Here is a 19,219-nt window from a genome sequence, read left to right as displayed (position 1 = left end):
AGGGGCAACGGTGCATGGGAATGCAGAACATCACCCATCTCTCCTAAGAAATCCACCTTGAGAGGGCAGGGGGTGAGGGGACAAATGACCCCTCCCCTTTCAGAACAGAAGGAGGATCATGATGAAAATCTTTGATCTCAGCGTTCCGACCGAGATGAGTCCCAGCGAAGTCGAGCCGGTGCAGGTCGAGCATATCGATCACAAACAGACGGCGGCGTTCATGGCGAGTTTTTTTGGCGCAACGGTCGATGATCTTCCTGAAGGCAACGGGTGGGCGAACGATCAGGTGACAATTCGCGCCCACGCCGGCACCCACGTTGATGCGCCGTGGCACTACTACCCGACATGTGGCGGCGCGCGCGCCCGCACCATCGATGAAATGCCGCTCGAATGGTTCTACGGCGATGGGGTTGTGCTCGATATGCGCCACAAGCCGCGTGGCAGTCTCATCGACATCGACGATCTGCGCACAGCGCTCGACGCGATTGGGTATACGCTCAAACCGGGCGACATCGTGCTGATCCAGACCGGCGCGGATAAACTATGGGGACAGGCGGAGTATTTTGCTGCCGGCGCTGGCATGAGCGCTGCCGCAACCCGCTGGTTGATCGAGCAGGGCATTCGCACCATGGGCATCGACGCCTGGGGGTGGGATCAACCGTTCTGGGCGATGAAAGAGCGCTTTCAGCAGACCGGCGACCCCTCGGTGATCTGGGAGGCGCATCGTGTCGGGCGCGACCTTGAGTACTGCCACATCGAGAAACTTGCCAACCTCGACGCGCTGCCGCGTCCTTTCGGGTTCAAGGTCGCCTGCTTCCCGGTCAAACTCACCGGCGGCAGCGCCGGTTGGACGCGGGTCGTGGCGATTTTTGACGATCTGTAAGCCATCTAGCGGGACGCGCTATGCTGCGAGGTGTTGGCATCACCAAACGTTTCGGCGGCGTTACGGCGCTGCGGAACGTCAGTTTCGAGGTCGGCGCCGGCGAACTGGTTGGACTGATCGGTCCAAACGGATCGGGCAAGAGCACCCTGTTCAGCGTGATCTCCGGGTTCCATCCGCCGGACGAAGGCGCCGTTTTCTTTGATGGGCGCGACATTACCGGCGCCAGACCGCACACTGTCGCACAGATGGGGATCGCACGAACGTTTCAGATCGTTCGCCCCTTCACCGGTATGACCGTCGTCGAGAATGTGCGGGTCGGTGCGCTCTACGGACGCGGTGAGCGCAGCATCGCCGTCGCCGACCGCCGCGCCAGGGAGCTGGTCGAATTCGTCGGGCTGGAACAGCGCGCCGATACGCTGGCGCGCAACCTGACGCTGGCGGAAAAAAAGCGCCTGGAGATCGCACGCGCGCTCTCGATCCAACCGCGTGTGCTCCTGCTCGACGAGGTGTTTGCCGGACTCAATCCAACCGAAGTGCGCGGCGCTATCGACCTGATCGCCCGCATTCGCAGCCAGTTCGGCGTGACCATCATCATGGTCGAACACGTCCTCAAGGCGCTGATGGAAACCTGTGAACGCATCATCGTGCTGAGCTACGGCGAAAAAATTGCCGAGGGCGCACCATCCGCCATTGCTGCCGACCCACACGTGATCAGCGTCTATCTGGGAAAGACGTATGCTGCACGTTGAGCATCTGAATGTCGCCTACGACACGCTTCAAGTCTTGTGGGACGTGTCGCTGGAGGTGCGCGAAGGCGAGATCGTCGCCCTGATCGGCTCGAACGGCGCCGGTAAGACGACGCTGCTCAAGACGATTTCGGGACTGATGAAGCCGTTGTCTGGTGCGATCCGATTCATGGGCGAAATGATCACCGGTCTCCCCCCGCACGACATCTGCCGACGCGGTGTGATTCACGTTCCGGAGGGACGCGCTCTATTTCCGCGTATGCGCGTTATCGAAAACCTGGAACTCGGCGCTTACCTTCCGGCTGCACGCGCACAGCGCCATCACGCGCTGGAGCGCGTCTATCGCCTGTTTCCGCGCCTGAAAGAACGCTGGCGGCAGGATGCTGGCACCCTCAGCGGCGGCGAACAGCAGATGGTCGCCATCGGGCGCGCATTAATGGCGCAACCGAAACTCCTCATGCTCGATGAACCGTCGCTTGGTCTGGCGCCGGTGCTGGTGGAAGCGATGATGGAGGTTCTGACACACCTGAATGCAGAAGGAATGACCATCCTGCTTGTCTCACAGGAAGTGCACCAGGCGCTTGACATTGCTCATCGCGCATATGTAATGGAAAATGGACGGATCGTGCGTAGCGGATCGGCGGACGAACTACGCGCCGACGACGCTATTCGCAGTGCGTATTTGGGATTGTAACTAGAAAGGAACGAGCGGTGAACAAGGTCATCATCACTGCCGCGCTGACCGGCGCGGTCACGGTGCCGACCCAGACGCCATACCTGCCGTACACGATCGAGCAACTGGCAGAGGATGCAGAGCAGTGCGCGCGCGCAGGCGCGGCGATCATCCACATCCATGCACGCAACCCTGCCAACGGCGCGCCATCATCGGACATGGAACTGTTTGGCGAGATCCTGAAAGCGATCAAAGCCCGCACCGATGCCGTCATCTGCACCACAACCGGCGGCGGCGTCGGGATGACGCCAGCGGATCGGGTGCGCGTCGTACCGATGTGGCAACCCGAACTGGCAACGTGCAACATGGGGTCGATGAACTTTTCGGTGCATCCGGCAGCGAGGCGCTTTGCCGATAGCGACTACAAGTTTCCCTGGGAAAAGCAGTGGCTCCTGGGAAGCGAAGATTTTATTTTCCCCAATACGTTCGCCAGCATCAAACATTTCCTGGGTGAGATGAAAAAAACCAACACCCGCCCCGAGTTCGAGATCTACGATGTCGGGCATCTCTACAACCTCGATTTCATGGTCAGGGAAGGGCTGGTCGAAAAGCCAATCTGGCTTCAATTCGTCATGGGGGTTCTCGGCGGCATTCGCGCAACCCTGTACGACCTGACCCACCTGCTCGACACGGCAAACCGGCTCTTCGGTTCCGAAAACTACCACTGGTCGGTCATTGGCGTTGGGTATCCGCAGCAGTTCCATATGTGCACGGCAGCGATCATGCTCGGCGGTCATGCGCGGGTTGGTCTGGAAGACAACATTTTCGTCAGTCGCGGGAAACTGGGCCGTAACCATGAACTGGTAGAAAAGATCGTGCGTATCGCAGCCGAGTTCGACCGTGAGCCGGCGACGCCGGCTGAGGTTCGCGCATTCCTCAATCTGAAGGGGAAGGACCTGGTTGGATTCTAGGTTTTGAGGGGAAGGAGTGTATTTGTGCGATGTGCGTACTTCACCGCCGGTCTGCCGGAGTATACGCCCGAAGAGGCAGTGGCGGCGCTGCGGGATGCTGGCTACGACGGGATCGAATGGCGCGTCACCGATCAGGCGCCATCGGCGGATGGGCGCCCCGGATTCTGGGCGGGAAACCGATGTACCTGGCCACTGACGACCTTTGTGGAGGATGCCCCACGCATCCGCGCACTGACTGAAAGCGCCGGATTATCAATGCCAAATGTGGGCGCCTACGTCACCTGCGATGATCTGCCGGCGGTTGAGCGGGCGTTGCAGGGGACGGCAGCACTGGGAGCGCCGGGTGTCCGGATCAACGTACCGCGTTACGATGGAACGTCCCCCTACCTGCCGCTCCGTGAGCGCAGTCGGGCACAGTACCGCGAGGTGGCGGCGATGGCGCGTCGCTACGGCGTGCGCGCCTTGATCGAAATCCATATGGGCAACATCACGCCGAGCGCCAGCGCTGCCGCCGCATTTCTGGAGGGTTTCGATCCACGTGATGTGGGGGTCATCCACGATGCTGGCAACATGGTGTACGAGGGGTACGAACAGTACCGGTTAGGGCTGGAAACGCTCGGACCATACCTGGCGCACGTTCACATCAAGAATGCGCGCTGGGAGCGTACCGGAACGCGCGCAGACGGCAGCGTGGAATGGCGCGCAACGTTCGCTCCGCTCCGCAAAGGGATTGCCGATCTTTCCGGGCTCATGCGGGCGCTGCGCGCGGTTGGCTACGATGGGTGGCTCTCGTTCGAGGATTTCTCCACCGAACGACCGACTGCTGAACGGATCATCGACAACCTGGCATACGTCCGGCATCTGCTGGCGGCGTAATCGCTGGCGTTCGGGTTCGCAGGACACATGCAAAGCAGGCGAAGGGGTTGCCTTCGCCTGCTCTCTTGTGGATGCACCATCGGCTACTGTGACGCGCCACTGCCCGTTTCGCCGCCCGATGGAGGCATCGGCGCCGACGGCGGTGTCGCTGGCAGCGTCGGTTGCTCCGGTTTCTTCCCGCCGCGCGTGATCTTGCGCCAGCTCCAGCGCCCGAACAGAACCACCGGCAACCAGACCGGCGTCCAGATACCCAGAACGATCAGCAGGTTCACCAACCCCTGCCCGAATTCGAGCAGGCCGCGCAACGCCTCACGCGCCACATTGATCGGCTGCCATGCATCTTCCTCGATGATCGACGGCGGCGGCGGCACGGGGCGCAGTTCTGCGGTGATGGTCGACATGGCTGCGCTGCGTTGCAGGTATTGCATCCGCCCCTTGATCCGCTCAATCTGCTCCTGAACATCGCTCAACGCCTGGTTCACACGCAGCGCATCTTCAACCTTGTCGGTACGCTGCAACAGGTCGAATAGACGGTCACGCGTCGCTTCCAGGTTGCGTAGCCGCGACTCGAGATCGACATACTCTTCGGTGACATCTTCGCCACTGATATTACGGCTCAACACCTTCTTCGCCAGCCCTTCCACGCCGCTGAGCGCCTCATCGAAACGCGCCGCAGGCACGCGGAAAACGATGGTTGACCGCATCGCGTCGCCGGTGCCATACGTTTCTGTGCTCACCACAAAGCCGCCGAGTCGCGCCGCTGTCTGGCGAATGGCCGCTTCCGCTTCGCCAACGTTCACCACTTCCAGGGAAATCGAGGCATTCTTGATGATCAGACGGTCTGATGCCGGGATGTCCTGCGAGGGCGCAGGTTCAGGCGCTGCGCCACTGCCGCGTTCCAGCGCCGGCGCCCCGGCGGCTGGCGCTGCCGTCGGTATTGGAACAAACTCAGGCTGAGCTGGCTGACTTGCCGGTAATGACGCTACACTGCACGAAACCAACGCCAGCGCCGACACGACAACGATGATGATGAATCTGATAGAAGCCATGGTCGTGCCCTCCTGGTGAGTTCGATTGACGCTGCGACAAGGGAGAAGCGTGTGTGATGCAAGCGGCCGCTCTTACGCGCTTGAACCTGTCGTCATGCATATAAACGCGCGATCAGGGAATTTTGTTCCGGGATCGGATGCCGATGTTGATCGGCATGATATGGTCTTTGAAGAAATAATCCGCTCTCGTCCGCGCAGGCGGGCTTCGCCTCGCCTGGCCGAGGGATTTAGCCCCACACGGCTCATTCAGCATGGCGGATGTGTAGCAGTTCCCATAGAGGTTGAACGCTCCCAGAATTGCACGCCCCACACGGCGACCGAAATGAATTTCGGTCTACGAGAGAAGTAATCCGCCATCGTCCGTCGTCGGGCATAATGCGGGCTAAAGCCCTCCCTGAGCGCGTGGAAGCCCCTGCGGGGCTGGAGCGTCTCTGCCGGGGTGCACGCCGGAGGCGTGCGCACCTGAGGTGGCGTCTCTCCTATTCCGGAAGGAAGGCGCACGATTCTCGCCCGCGCAGGCGGGCTTCGCCTTTCATAGCCGAGGGCTTATGGTCCTTGAAGAAATAATCCGGTATAGCCCGCGCAGGCGGGCTTTGCATTCCATAGCCGAGGGCTTATGGTCTTTGAGTAAATAATCCGCTACAGCCCGCTCTAGCCCGCGCAGGCGGGCTTCGCCTCGCATAGCCGAGGGCTTCAGCCCCACGGCTAGCGCGGTAGAGCGGAATAAATGCTCAGTCTCCATCAGCCCGACGGCTTGTGCGGTAGAGCGGATTTAATGCTCAATCTCCATCAGCCCCACGGCAAGGAGCAAATACCGGATTATAGCCCTGTCTAACAAGACCAATCTTTGCGAGAACTGCTATAAATTCTCAATCTCCATGATATGATGCCCTCGCTCCCAGGAGAAATATGAACACGTACCCGACGCCACAGGTTTGCCCCTCAGGAGCGCCTCAGGTATAATGCCCCAGAGATCAAACGCGGAGCAGACAGGCATGACCGTACAGGCGCTCTACCGCCGCTACCGATCACAGACGTTCGATGAGTTGATCGGGCAGGAACACGTTGTCCGCACACTCCGGAACGCGATTGCGGAGGGCCGGGTTGCGCATGCCTACCTGTTCACCGGTCCGCGCGGCGTCGGTAAGACGACCGTTGCGCGTCTGCTGGCGAAGGCGGTCAACTGCACCGCGCCGCCGGCAGAACGTCCGTGTGGCGTGTGCGAGTCGTGCCGCGCTATTGCCGAAGGACATGCTGTTGACGTGATCGAAATGGACGCTGCATCGCACACGAGCGTCGAAGATGCGCGCGAGATCATCGAGCGCGTGCAGTTCCGCCCGGCAGTTGCGCGCACCAAGGTCTACATCATCGACGAAGTGCATATGCTCTCGACGGCGGCGTTCAATGCGCTGTTGAAGACGCTCGAAGAGCCGCCGCCGCACGCGCTCTTCATCCTGGCGACGACCGAGGTCCACAAGGTGCCGGCGACGATCCTGTCGCGCTGTCAGCGTTTCGTCTTCAACCGCCATACCGTTGCCTCGATTGCGGCGCACCTGCGGTCGATCGCGGCTCAGGAAGGCGTCACTCTGGAAGCGGGCGTCGCCGAAGCGATTGCCCGCGCCGCTACCGGCAGTATGCGCGATGCGCTCAGTGTGCTCGACCAGTTGATGGCATACGGTGGCGGAACCATATCGCTCGAACAGGTGCGGAACCTGCTTGGCGCCGGCGAAATGCAGGAAGTGACGGCGCTGGCGGACGCACTGATCGCCGGTGATCTGCCGGGCGCGCTGCAGGTGATCGCCAATGTCGCCGCTGCGGGCGCCGACCTGCGTCAGTTTACCCGCGATCTGGTCGAGCGGCTGCGCGCCGTGATGCTGCTCCGCGCTGGCGCCGATCGTTCGCTCCTTGATGTTGCCGAAGAAGAAGCAGTGCAGATCGAGCGTCAGGCGCACAGCGCTGATCTCGGCGCCCTGATGCGTTGGGTCAAACTGTTCAGCGAACTGGATTACCAGTTGCGCGTCAGTTCCTATGGTCAACTCCCGCTCGAACTGGCGGTTATCGAGGCCGTGATCGCACCGGCGCCGGCAACGGCAATGGCAGGCGCCCCGACTGTTGCATCGCGTCCCGTTGTTCGCCCCGAACGCAAAACGCCGCCGTCTCCCCCGGCAGTACAACCAACGACCGGAACATCCGGCACCCCCCCCATCATCGAGACCGCGTCCCCTTCCGGTGCTTCACCCGTTGCCGAACCAGCGCCCCAACCCGGTATTCCGGCAGACATGGCAACCCCCCAGACGTCGCCACCCCAGCCGGTTGCGCCAGACGACCCGCGCATCCAGCATCAGGCGCAAACCCGGCGCGCGTCCGAACCGCCGGTCGAAACCGGCGAAGGCGTGGCCGCCGCGAATGCCGATGCCGCCGCGCTGGAACAGATCGAAAGCATCTGGCACAACATCACGCGCGATGTGCGCGTTCACGACAAAACCCTCCAGGCGTTACTCAACAGCGGCGTTCGCCCGGTCGATGTCAAGGATGGCACACTGATCCTGGAAGTGCCGAGCGAGTGGTTTGTTGCCAGGCTGGAGAAGCCGGCGGTACGCCAGATCGTCGAGCAGGTGATCAGCAAACACATGGGCACGATGTTTTCCATTCGCTGCGTTGTCGAAGCGCAGCGGCGCGAGAATCCCGGCGCTCTGCGCGAGCAGATCCGTGCAACGCGCAAAGATCCGCTCGTTCGCGCAGCGCTCAACATTTTCGACGCCGACATTATTGCTGTGGAAGATCCGAATGCATAATCAAGGAGCACCCGCATGAACCCGCGACAACTGGAACAGATGGCTCGCCAGATGCAGAAGGAGATGATGCGCATCCAGGAGGAACTGGCGAATACGACAGTGGAAGGAACAGCAGGCAGTTATGTGACCGTCACCATGAACGGTCATCGTGAGATCAAATCGATCAAGCTCGCGCCGGAAGTGGTCGATCCCGACGATGTCGAAACGTTGCAGGACCTGATCGTTGCCGCCATCGCCGATGCCAGCAAAAAAGCGCAGGAACTGGCGGAACAGCGTCTCGGACCGCTGGCTGGCGGCATGAAGTTGCCGGGTTTCTAGAGGGGCGCCTGGAAGCGCACACCTGTCCGTATGCACCAGACGCACGACATCCAGATCCTGCCCGCGCCGGTCATCCGTCTGATCGAGGAGCTCAACCGGTTGCCCGGCGTAGGTCCCAAAACGGCATCGCGCCTGACCTTCTTCCTGCTGCGTGCGCCCGATGACCTGCCGCTTGCCCTGGCGCACGCTCTGACAGCGTTGAAGCAACAGGTGCAGTTGTGTTCGCGCTGCTATTTCATCACCCAGGGTGATCTGTGCGCCATCTGCGCCAACCCTGCACGTGATCAGCGTGTTATTTGCGTGGTCGAAGAACCGCTCGATGTGGTGGCGATCGAACGCACTGGCGTGTACCGTGGGTTGTACCACGTGCTGCATGGGCGCATTGCGCCGCTCGAAGGGATGAACCGCGAGGATATCTACTTTGACGAACTCCTCGACCGGGTGCGCGCCGAGCCGGTTGAGGAGGTGATTATCGCCACCAATCCGAACCTGGAAGGCGAAGCGACAGCATTTCACCTGCAACGCGCCCTGGCGCCGCTCGGCGTGCGCGTGACCCGCCTGGCGCGCGGATTGCCCACCGGCGGCGACCTGGAGTGGGCCGACCCCGGCACGCTGGGTTCGGCGCTCGAAGGGCGGCGCGAGATGTAGGGCGCTACGAAATGGTCAGATTTTCAAGCGATGGGAGCGCGACGATCCAGATCTGACCGGCGTTGAACGCGATCTCGTTCCCGGAAGCGTCAAGGAAGAGCAGACGATCCTCTGGCGCACCCTTTTGCCACGTCACCTCACGCTCGACGCCATCCATAAAGACGCGCGCCTTGCCGCTGCCGATCACCATTTGCTCGATCCGTCCTTTGTCATCGCCGGGGATGGGCTTCTCTGGAACTTCCATCACAACCACATTCTTCACCCGCAGTTGCTGCCCGGTCACCGCATCGATTGCCGGGCGCCCGCGGCGCAACCGCAGATAACTGTTAGTCGCCGGGTCATACGTCCATCCTGCCGGGTCTTCCCGATAGATGAAAAAGTACTCGATCCGTCGGGCAGGCGGGCGCGCATCGGGCGGGGCGTCCGGCTTGAAGAGAAAGCCAATCTCCGGATCGCCGAACGGCTCCGGCGCAAGATCGCGCAACGCCCGTTCGAGCGCAGCGCTGTCGGTGTACAGATTGTGCGGCGCAGAACGTTGCGCGATGCGCGCAAAATAGACGCTCCTGTTCTGGAACAGCGCATCGACATCCACCAGGCTCGTCGTATTCCGAAGAGTTTCCAGCGCCTGCGGCGCACCACCCGCGTGCACGTACAGACCGCGAAACTCCATTGCCCATTGCACAAAGTAGAGCCGTGCGCTGCGCACCGGACCAATCGATGAGGCCTCCGGCGTGATGCCCGGAGCATAAACCGCCATAAAGCGGGTCAATCCAAACTCTGCCAGCGCCTCGAACACCACTGCCGCCTTGTCGAGACCCGACTGCGGATATGCATTGGGATGATTGTCGATCATCACCACAATCGGGCGTTGCCGGAGAGCGCCACGCGCCAGCGCCGGCGCGCCGGTGATCGGATCGAGCGTCACAACCGTCGGCGCGGCGGTCGGCGCGGACGTTGGCACGCTGGTCGGCGCGGCGGTCGGCGCGGACGTTGGCGCACCGGTCGGCGCAGCGGTCGGCGCGGACGCTGGCGCGCTGGTCGGCGCAGCGGTCGGCGGAACAGTGGTTGGCAGAGCAGCAGTCGGCGCAGACGACGTGACCGGAGGGGGCGAGCTGCACGCGCCGGTGATCAGGGCAACCAAGAGACCGGGGAGTACGAGAATGGCGGAGCGACGCAGCATTGTCACCTTTCTGAACGATTCGGCGAACATGTTCACACGCATCGATAATCCTTAAGTAACGTTGAAGGTTGGAACGTTGAAGGTTGAAGGTTGAAGGTTGAACGTTGCACGTTGAACCTTGAAACGTTGCACGTTGAACCTTGAAACGTTGTACGTTGAACCTTGAAACGTTGCACGTTGAACCTTGAAACGTTGCACGTTGAACCTTGAAACGTTGTACGTTGAACCTTGAAACGTTGCACGTTGAACCTTGAAACGTTGTACGTTCAACCAACACCTGGCATTACCGACACCAATGGGCACACGGTATTGTACCATAGAGTCCACTGCAAAAAGGGCAGGTCACCGCTGAGGCGCAACGTTCACAGCGGCGGATTCCAGAGCGAGTCACGCACCCGTATGCTGCGCCATACATCCATCATGGTCCGTTTGGAGGGTTCTCTGCGCCCTAGTATAATCTAACGGGACACGGTATACCGTTCTGCGCCAGGTTCACGAGATCGCCGCGGAGTGTTGGGTAGCCGTGTCCTTCAACGCGACCAAGCCGAACAGTTATCTGGGCCCTCAAACCCGCATATGCTAGCAAGGCTGGCGCCGTTTTCCTCAGGAGGTTCTGTGTATGGCTTCCCGTGAGTCGCTCTTTATCGGCATTGATGTCTCCAAACAGACGCTGGATGTGGCGTTTGGCGCCGACCCGCACGCGCCACGCGAGACGATACCGTCTACCGACGAAGGTGTCCAGCTCCTGGTCACGCGACTCCAGCGCCTGCAGCCGACCCTGATTGTGCTGGAGGCGACCGGCGGGCTGGAGCGCATGGTGTTCGCCCAACTGCTCCAGGCTGGCGTGCCGACGGCGCGGGTGCAGCCACGCCGCGTGCGCGCCCTGGCGCACGCGGAAGGACGCCAGGCGAAGACCGACCGCCTGGATGCCCGGTTGCTCGCCCGCTTTGCCGAACGGGTGCGCCCGCCGCACCACCAAGCGACGGACGAGCAGCGCGCATCCTTGCGCGACCTGCTGGTCCGGCGGGAGCAGGTGATTCAGATGCGGACGGCTGAGATCAATCGGTTGACGGCTGCCGCGCCGAACCTCCGCCCGGGCATCCAGCAGCATATTGATTGGCTGGATCAGGAGATCCGTGCGCTTGAGCAGGAACGCGACAACGAGGCGGAGCGCACCGACGAGGTGCGCCGGAAACGGGAGCTGCGCGAAAGCGTGCCCGGCATCGGCGCGATCACCGCACTGAACCTGCTGCTCCGCCTGCCCGAACTGGGGACCATCAAGCGCACGGAAGCGGCGGCCGTTGTGGGCGTTGCGCCGTATGCCAATCAGAGCGGCGCACAGCACAAACCCCGGCATATCTCCGGCGGCAGGAGGGATGTGCGCAGCGTGTTGTACATGGCGACCCTGGCGGCCACGCGGCGCCGTCTGGTCAGGCGCGCCTTCGATCAGCGCCTGTGTCAAGCTGGCAAGCCGCGCAAGGTCGCCATCGTCGCTGCGATGCGCAAGCTGCTGACTATTCTCGGCGCAATATTGCGTCAGCAAAAGCCCTGGGATCCGGCTGTGCATACGAGCGCCCCTTGACAAGCAACACAGTTACTCGGCGTCTCAGCGGTGCGTTTTTGCAGCGAAGTCACCATAGCCGCGCGTGGTGACGACATCGGCAAACGCGGCATCGTAGCGCGCCGCCATACACGACCAGTCGTACCCGACGACGATAGCGCGGAAGTCGATGCGCTTCAGATCCGGCAGCATGGCGATCATCTCGCACAGACGATCCGCCAGGTGGTCATCATCACGGTAGAGACAGGTTGGGTGAAGGTGGGAGGGGATCAATTCCGGGTAACTCAGGCGATCTGGCAGTAACGGTACGCACCCGCAATAGATCGCTTCCACGACTGCAATGCCGAAGAACTCCTGGATCGCAGTGCTGACGACAATATCCGCCTGATGGAGCAACCGGCGATAGGTTTCCAGATCGGGCGCGTATCCCCATGCCAGCACATAACGCTCCAGTTCGTCGCGCGCTGCCAGAAATGTCGGGTGGCGTGGATTGATATGTTCGCCAAGCACGATCACGCGGAAATCGATGGCGCGCCGCTTCAACTCCCGTAGCGCGGCAAAGAAGGTTTCGGGTCCCTTATCATACTCCCAGCGACTGTTCCACAACAGCGTCGGCGTTTGATGAACCGATAATCGCTCCGATGCGTCCGGCATATCCAGGCGGGCAAGATCGATTCCAGGCGGCAGAACGCGCGCACGCGCCGCAAGTGCATCAAGCAGGTCACGTTCCTGATGATCATGGTACCGTCCCGGCAAATCCGGCAACGCAGCAAAGAAGGAGTCGCGGTGGAAGGCGGAGTTGAAAAAGATCGCGTCGGCGGCCAGAGCGGATGTGTAGTTGATCCACGGAAACGCCAGGTCGCGTGTGCGACCCGGCGGCAGGGGATAGGTCAACTGATTTTCGTGCATGTAGAGCGCAACGGGAACATTCACCAGTTGATCGCGCGTCAGTCCGAGGAAAGTCGCCACATCGAGCATATCGGTGGCAACGATAAGATCAACAGGTGGCAGGGAGCGACGATGCACCTCACGCGCGAAGGTGATCGCCGCTCCCCGCATGCGCCAGCGCCATCCGCCGGCTGGCGACAGCGTCAGAAGCGTCACCGCATGCTGGCTATGACGCGCAAACCCCTGTGAGACAGCGGCGTGCGAACCGCCGTGAAAGGCATCGAGCCAGAGTATGTGCATCCCGCTGGATGGTCAATATCACTTGCGCGCACTCCAGGTCGCATTCGCGCATGATGTGCCGTCGAGTTGCGCCGCCAGCACACCATTCGCCAGCGACCCTGATACAAACGTGCCGCTGACGCTGACGACATGGTTCGGATTACCGCCGGTAACCGGATGGAAGACGCCGCCACTGATCGCAAACGTATTGCCGCTGATACGGATGCCATTCGGGAAGTTCGGGTACGTCTCGAACGGACACGACGGACCATCAACCGAGATGCGATAGATAGCGCCATTGCGCACCTCGATCTCGAAACGTCCTGGCGGATAGGGGCCGGTTGTCGTTGTACCAGAATTCGTGCCGCGCCATGTCCCATCGTAGGGGCTGGCTTCCGGGGTTGGCGTCGGCGGCTCTGGTGTCGGCGTCGGAACCTCGGTCGGCACCACCAGGTCCTGGCGTGCCGTGAAGTCAACATAGAAAATCTCACCGGGCTGTCCACTCAAACGGACCCGTACCTGATGACCGGCCTGCTCAGCGGGAGTTGTCGGCTTATTGTTGACCGCATACACCGCAATACCCCACTCTCCCTCGCCGAGTCCACAGATGCGATAATTGCCGGTATCGTAGAAATGCTTCGCCGGAATCGTTCGTCCCCGATTATCCACCTGCACATAGAAACTCTGGAACAGACCACCATTCGCCTGAACCACGCGCCCCTGGATGCAGGAGCCGCCATCGCCCTCCGCCGGATTGATCGTACCGCGCCGGGCGGTACCACGGAACAGGTCGCCACTTCCGCCAATGCCGAGCACAACACCCGTTGGACCGGCAGGGGCGGCCGTCGGACCGGTTGGCGGTTGCGTCGGCGCCTGCGTTGGCGGATTCGGATCGGGCGTATTGGTGGGACCCGGTGTATTGGTCGGACGCGGCGTATTCGTGGGACGTGGCGTATTCGTGGGCGCGGGCGTATTGGTTGGCGCCGGGGTTTCGGTCGGCGTGGGTGTATCGGTGGGCGGCAGCGCCGTCGGCGATGGTTGCAATGCAATCGCCGTCTGTGTATTGGCGCTATCGACCTGATTGACAATCGCGCGCGCAGTGGCAACCTCCGCCGTGCGGCGCTCGGCTTCCGCAGTTTGCAGCACGACGGCGGTTTGCAGCAACTGTTCGTTATCGAGCGGCGCTGCGGTTGGCAGGAGAGTCATGGTGGGCGGCGTCTCGATCACCCCTACTGCTCCGCCCGGCGTCAACTGCGTTGGAGGTTGATCGCCGCCACGCCCAAACGCGAGAAACCCGCCAATCACCGCCAGCGCCACGACAACCACCCCTGCCAGGGGCAGCAACCATCCAGGGCGCGCAGCCGACGCAGGTGTTGGGGCCGGTTGATTCTGGGTGGTGCTGGTAAATGCGCGCGTACCAGCGCCTGATGGAATGGCGCCGGCGCCGACATATGCCGCCTGTTGCTGTGCCTCGTCTGCAACCCGCACAACAGTTGGCGGCGGTTCCTCAAGAAGCACTGTGGCTGCCGCGCCGCCGCGCGCCGCATCGCGCAGCGCAGTGCGCATCAGCGCCGCCGACTGGTAGCGCTGGTCGGGGCGTTGCGCCATTGCCCGCATCAGGACTGCCGCAATCGCTGGATTGACGGCAGGATTCTGAATATTGGCGGGAACCAGCGGATCCGGCTCGCCATTGATGATCGCCGCAGCGCGGGTCAGGGCATCAGGCGGCGGCGCACCGGTCAGCAGATGGTACAGCGTGGCGCCGAGCGAATAGAGATCGCTGCGCGGATCGGTTCCGGTTCCCTTGATCTGTTCAAGCGGCGCATAGTGCGGCGTATACCCGAAGACGCTGGCGGTCGATGCCGTGCGGGTCATTGCGGCGGCAGCGCCCTTTGCCAGCCCAAAGTCGAGCAGAATAATCTCGCCGCGGTCGGTGAGTTTCAGATTCTGCGGCTTGATGTCGCGATGAATGATCGGCGGCGTATGCCCGTGGAGATATTCCAGCGCATCGAGCAGCACATCCGCCCAGCGGAGCACATCGGCGACCGGAAAAGGACCCGCGCGCTTGCTCAGGAGCGTCCCCAGATCATCGCCGGGGATGAATTCCATCACCAGAAATTGACCATCCTCCTCGACAAAGTGATCGCTTACTTTGGGCAATGCCGGATGCCGCAACCCGGCAAGCAACTGCGCTTCGCGTTCGAACGCCCGCCGCGGCGCCTCGCCCGATACAAGGGTTTGCTTGAGCGCGACGATGGCATGCAGACGGGTGTCGATTGCCTTATACACAGCGCCCATCCCGCCGCGCCCGATAGACTCGATAATCTTGTACCGTCCCTGCAAAATCTGATTGGGTTCAAGCATAGCGGATACCCTTCCAGGCATGCGCCGCGATGTGCAATGACAGACACATAAAGCCAGCAGAGTCGCTTCTCCGCCTGACCAAGTATAGCACGGCAGATGAACCAGTACATTGCCAGATTGATGACATTCCAGTTAAGGCGTCGATGACGTTATCCGTGAACTGAATGTAATGTTCTGCTGCTTCTCGTAACCGTCAAAACAGCGTATAACCAGATCGGGAAGACAACTGCACCCAACGGTGTTTCCATGATCACGATTGACCCGCTGCGCTGGTTGAAACGTCGACGTGCCACGCCTGTGGCGCCGCACCACCACGATGCTCTTGTCGGTCGTGCGCGCGACATTGGGCTGACAGGTCGCTGGGAGATGCTCGATAACCTTCCTGCACCGGATCGCGATGCGGTCGCAGTCCGGCTGGCGGTTCAGGTCGATGATCCGCTTCCATTATTCCGATGGTTATGGCGGCGGGCAGCAATTGCTCCTGATCATCTGCTGACACTTGCGCGCTGCCTCAGAGCGGTGAGTGACAGCGGTATGCTCTGGCCCATCCGGGTTGGAACAGCGCTGGCGGAAGGTCGCGCAGGCGATATTGCAACCGGTCCGGTTCTTCAAGCGCTGCTCGACTGCCTCCCTGCACTCGATGCTGCGCTTGATCGAATCGTGCAGCGCAAACGATCACCGGTGCGTGTGCTGCAGCGTTTGTTTCGTGCGCTGCCGCTCGACCTGGCAACGCCGCGCCTGAGTCGTCTGGCATTCGACGAGGCGACCCCTGCACCACTGGCATGGACCGCCGCAGACTGGTTGGTGGAACGGCTCTCAGCGACGGATCCGCTCGACGCCCCTCCCGCAACACCTGCATCCCGTCTCCGCTGGATCTATGTCGAGGCGCTGCGCGGCGGCGCCGGACTCCAGACGCTGGAAGTGTCTGAGGTGCGCGCTGCACTGGCGGCGTTTGCCGATTCCGCTGCTGGCGCCGCGCGATGTGAGCGACTGGGAAGTGCAGTGCTGACGAATACGGCGCTCGCGCCGACCGTTCGCCTTGCAGCGCTTGACCTGGTAGTGCAGCAGGAGGCGCCGCCCTGGACACAGATTGTAGCGCTGTGCTCCGACGAGAATGAAGCGGTACGACGTGGTGCACTGGCTCGAATCGGCGCATGTTCGGGACGCGAGGCGATTGCAACGCTGGTGCGGCTGGCATTGAATGTCGGCGCTCCGGGTGATGTGCGTTTTGAGGCAGTTATGCGCCTCAGCGTCGAAGCGAGGTGGGACATCGCGCCGGTGTTGCAGCGGTGCGCTATTGACGGGTCACTGCCGCTGGCGGCGCAACTGCGCGCGGCGGCGGCGCTGGCTCGACGTTCCGTCAATCTGCCGCGTATGCTGGCGATCATCCGCGATCCGCAGGTGCGCGTCGAGGTGCGCGCCGCCGCCGCGCGCGCGGCAGCGTTTCCGACGATGGCGCCCCATTTTTTCCGCCTTATGCTGGATTCTGCGACGCCTCCACCGGTGCTCATCGGTATGTGCCAGGCGCTGGCAACCCCTGCCTGTCGCACGGCAGCTCAGCGTGGGCGTCTGATCCTCATCCGTCTGCTCAACGCTGCACGCGCCGATGTGTCGCTAACGCTGACAATTATCAGGGCACTGGGAGCGATCGGCGGCGATGAGGCAGTGTCGGCGCTGGCGCCGCTGGCAGGCAGGAGTGCGATTGAGCGCTTGCAGAGCGTTGTCCCATCCGATGCGCTCGACCTGCCGGTTGGAATCTGCCTGGAACAGGCACTCATTCCGCCGCCAATGATCACCCGCCTGCGCTGCGCTCTGGCATGCGCGCCAACCATTGCGGAGCAACCGACGACACTGGCGCAGTTTCTGGTAAACGAGGCGAATCTGGTGCGGTGCGCTGCGATTGAGGCGCTGACCGTCTGCGGCGGAGCGCGGGCGCGTGAGGCGATCCTGATCGCGCTGCGTCACCCGGCTGCACCAGCAGTCGCCGCAGCACTGGCTGTATCGCTCGACACGTCCGGCAGCTCTCACGATCTGCTGAAGGTGTTCGCCGATGCTGGCATCGACCCGACCATACGCTGGCACATCGTTGATCGGCTGGCGCAGCGCGCCGATGGACCGGCGCTCTTACGCGACGCCTGGACTCAGCGCGACCTTGATGCATATGGACGTGAACTGATCATCGATGCGCTGACACGTTATGACGCCGGGGCTTCCGCGTCGTTCCTGGTGCGACTCGCAAGTGACGCCGATCTTGCCCCTGTGGTGCGCGAACGGGCGCTGGCAGCGCTTGAAGGGGTGACCGACGCGGCATTTGAAGAAGCGCTTGTACAACTGATTGGCGATGGGCATCTTGATCCTGGACTGCGCGGCAAAGCAGCGGCGAGTCTGCCGGTTTCGCTCACCCCCGCGACACGCGCGATGCTCCGCGATCTGGTGCGCACCGATCCTCCGCCAACGCCACTGCTCATCGGCGTCCTGCGGGCGCTTGGTCGCTGCCGGGATGCTGCTGCGCTTCCCATTTTCCTGCGCTACATCCTCGATGAGCACACAGAAGTAGCCCAGGCGGCCATCGAAGCGCTTGCCGCCTGCGGCGATTCCAGCATCACTCCGGCGCTCGTGCGCGTTGCGCTGAGTCCGCAGGCGGGCGCCGCCACAAAGTTGAACGCTGTCGAGGCGTTGGTACGGCTCGGCGATCAGGACGCAGTTCGCCTGCTGCGTCCCTATCTGTCACATCGCTCAATCATTCTGCAAATGCGCGCATTTCGCTTACTGGCGGAGACGGCACAGATCGGCGGCGAAGCGGAACGCCTGGCGCGCGACCGGCTCTGTCCTGCGCCACTGCGTCTGGCAGCGTTGAACCATCTGTCCGCCGGATCGTCATCCGAATCGTTGCTGGCAGCGCTGGTTGGCGATTCCGGCGAGGACCCGACTATCCGTGCGGCGGCGGCAAGTCGACTGCATGCACCCGGGCATGTCTCGACCCTGGTCGGGGTGGCGCTCGATGCAACCGCACCGATGATAGTGCGATCAGCATGCATAGCCAGTCTGGGCGCCTGCAATGCGACCGACGCCTGGTTGGCGCTCAGTACGCTGGCCAGTTGCGAGGAAGAACCCACCATACGCGAACTGGCGTTGCACGAACTGGAACATCTGACGGTAGAGCCGCTGAGCGATAGAGTAAACTATGGAGCACAAAAGCGCCACGATCATGATCGTCGATGACGATACGGCGATCAGCAGTCTGATCAGCCACCAGCTTCGCAGCCTTGGATACCGCACCGTGTGTCTGCAGGACGGTCTTCAGGCGCTCCAGCGCCTTGCCGTTGTTCAGCCCGATCTGGTGCTGCTCGACGTTATGATGCCGCATATGAGCGGCTGGGATGTCTGCCGCCAGATCCGCACGTGTTCTGGTACGCCGATTATTCTTCTGACAGCCAAGGATGCCGACGCCGACGTGATGACCGGTTTAAGTGCAGGGGCGGACGACTATATTGTCAAACCGTACCGGATTGCGCAGTTGCATGCGCGTATCGAGGCGGCGCTACGAAGGTCGGCGCAACGTTCACGATCACGTTCCACCACGCACACCGCAGCGGAAGTCGTCGGCACACCCTCGCCTGCACCGGCGGCAACGCCAGCGCAGACATCTCCGACTGCTTCGACTGTGGTGACGGCGCCACAGCAGCCGCCACGTCCCCGGCTTAGCGCAACCCTGCGCGAGGAGCGCCGCCGACGAGGGGTATCGCTCTACCAGGCGGAACAGGTCTGTCGCGTGCGATGGGATTATCTCCAGGCGATTGAACAGGAACAATGGGAGTATGTGCCACGCGCACATCGACAGGCGGCGATACGAGCGTATGCCGCATATCTGGGCGTTCCCCTGCGTCATCCCCGCCCTTCCCGCATACCGCTCGCGTCGGTGGTGGCGCCGGCGGTCGCCGTCATGGTCATGCTGGTAGTTGCGGTCATCTACTTCCTCTGATGCCTG

15 protein-coding genes are annotated in these 19,219 nt (G+C 62.1%); 11 read left to right on the top strand and 4 right to left on the bottom strand.

Annotated features, from left to right (window positions below):
• Window positions 1–121: 121 nt before the first annotated feature.
• The 5 genes from ROSERS_RS07965 to ROSERS_RS07945 are packed head-to-tail and all read left to right on the top strand — an operon-like array spanning window position 122 to window position 4,149.
• Entirely contained in the window at window positions 122–883 is a 762-nt protein-coding gene (locus ROSERS_RS07965) for a cyclase family protein (protein WP_011956283.1), read from the top strand.
• Window positions 884–903: 20 nt separating this feature from the next.
• Entirely contained in the window at window positions 904–1,632 is a 729-nt protein-coding gene (locus ROSERS_RS07960; protein ID WP_011956282.1) for an ABC transporter ATP-binding protein, read from the top strand.
• Window positions 1,619–2,323, top strand: a complete 705-nt coding sequence (locus ROSERS_RS07955) for an ABC transporter ATP-binding protein (RefSeq protein WP_011956281.1) — start codon at window positions 1,619–1,621, stop codon at window positions 2,321–2,323. Before ROSERS_RS07960 ends, ROSERS_RS07955 begins: the two co-directional genes overlap by 14 nt.
• 17 nt (window positions 2,324–2,340) lie before the next feature.
• Entirely contained in the window at window positions 2,341–3,273 is a 933-nt protein-coding gene (locus ROSERS_RS07950; protein ID WP_011956280.1) for a 3-keto-5-aminohexanoate cleavage protein, read from the top strand.
• Between the two features lie 24 nt (window positions 3,274–3,297).
• Window positions 3,298–4,149 (top strand): sugar phosphate isomerase/epimerase family protein, encoded by an 852-nt coding sequence (locus ROSERS_RS07945; RefSeq protein ID WP_011956279.1) that lies wholly within the window; start codon window positions 3,298–3,300, stop codon window positions 4,147–4,149.
• Between the two features lie 83 nt (window positions 4,150–4,232).
• Here the strand turns inward: ROSERS_RS07945 and ROSERS_RS07940 are convergent, their stop codons facing one another.
• On the bottom strand, window positions 4,233–5,198 hold the full coding sequence (locus ROSERS_RS07940) for a DUF4349 domain-containing protein (protein WP_011956278.1): 966 nt from the start codon (window positions 5,196–5,198) through the stop codon (window positions 4,233–4,235).
• 995 nt (window positions 5,199–6,193) lie between these two features.
• On the opposite strand from ROSERS_RS07940, the gene dnaX reads away from it, so the two are divergent.
• From dnaX to recR, 3 genes are read left to right on the top strand one after another with little or no spacing between them, the layout of a single operon-like run.
• On the top strand, window positions 6,194–7,993 hold the full coding sequence (gene dnaX / locus ROSERS_RS07935; RefSeq protein WP_011956277.1) for a DNA polymerase III subunit gamma/tau: 1,800 nt from the start codon (window positions 6,194–6,196) through the stop codon (window positions 7,991–7,993).
• Window positions 7,994–8,008: 15 nt separating this feature from the next.
• Window positions 8,009–8,311, top strand: a complete 303-nt coding sequence (locus tag ROSERS_RS07930; RefSeq protein ID WP_011956276.1) for a YbaB/EbfC family nucleoid-associated protein — start codon at window positions 8,009–8,011, stop codon at window positions 8,309–8,311.
• A gap of 30 nt (window positions 8,312–8,341) precedes the next feature.
• A complete protein-coding gene (gene recR, locus ROSERS_RS07925; RefSeq protein WP_011956275.1) occupies window positions 8,342–8,959 on the top strand; it encodes a recombination mediator RecR in 618 nt (205 codons plus the stop codon).
• Window positions 8,960–8,963: 4 nt separating this feature from the next.
• On the opposite strand, the gene ROSERS_RS07920 is transcribed toward recR, so the two are convergent.
• Window positions 8,964–10,181: a DUF3048 domain-containing protein gene (locus tag ROSERS_RS07920; RefSeq protein WP_232282792.1), complete on the bottom strand. Its 1,218-nt coding sequence runs from the start codon at window positions 10,179–10,181 to the stop codon at window positions 8,964–8,966.
• Window positions 10,182–10,758: 577 nt separating this feature from the next.
• On the opposite strand from ROSERS_RS07920, the gene ROSERS_RS07915 reads away from it, so the two are divergent.
• Window positions 10,759–11,721 (top strand): IS110-like element ISRfsp2 family transposase, encoded by a 963-nt coding sequence (locus ROSERS_RS07915; protein ID WP_011956081.1) that lies wholly within the window; start codon window positions 10,759–10,761, stop codon window positions 11,719–11,721.
• A 24-nt stretch (window positions 11,722–11,745) separates the two neighbouring features.
• On the opposite strand, the gene ROSERS_RS07910 is transcribed toward ROSERS_RS07915, so the two are convergent.
• Window positions 11,746–12,888, bottom strand: coding sequence for a tRNA-queuosine alpha-mannosyltransferase domain-containing protein (locus ROSERS_RS07910; protein WP_011956273.1), 1,143 nt, complete (start codon window positions 12,886–12,888; stop codon window positions 11,746–11,748).
• A gap of 18 nt (window positions 12,889–12,906) precedes the next feature.
• Complete coding sequence (locus tag ROSERS_RS07905) at window positions 12,907–15,231, bottom strand: serine/threonine-protein kinase (RefSeq protein WP_011956272.1); 2,325 nt, start codon at window positions 15,229–15,231, stop codon at window positions 12,907–12,909.
• Between the two features lie 246 nt (window positions 15,232–15,477).
• On the opposite strand from ROSERS_RS07905, the gene ROSERS_RS07900 reads away from it, so the two are divergent.
• Window positions 15,478–18,453: a HEAT repeat domain-containing protein gene (locus tag ROSERS_RS07900; protein ID WP_011956271.1), complete on the top strand. Its 2,976-nt coding sequence runs from the start codon at window positions 15,478–15,480 to the stop codon at window positions 18,451–18,453.
• On the top strand, window positions 18,416–19,213 hold the full coding sequence (locus ROSERS_RS07895) for a response regulator (RefSeq protein WP_041333311.1): 798 nt from the start codon (window positions 18,416–18,418) through the stop codon (window positions 19,211–19,213). The genes ROSERS_RS07900 and ROSERS_RS07895 overlap by 38 nt, the downstream gene beginning before the upstream one ends.
• Window positions 19,214–19,219 lie beyond the last annotated feature (6 nt).

The organism is Roseiflexus sp. RS-1 (assembly GCF_000016665.1).
Taxonomy (GTDB): domain Bacteria; phylum Chloroflexota; class Chloroflexia; order Chloroflexales; family Roseiflexaceae; genus Roseiflexus.
Note: the sequence above shows the minus strand (reverse complement) of the source record. Positions and strands in the feature narration are given on the sequence as shown.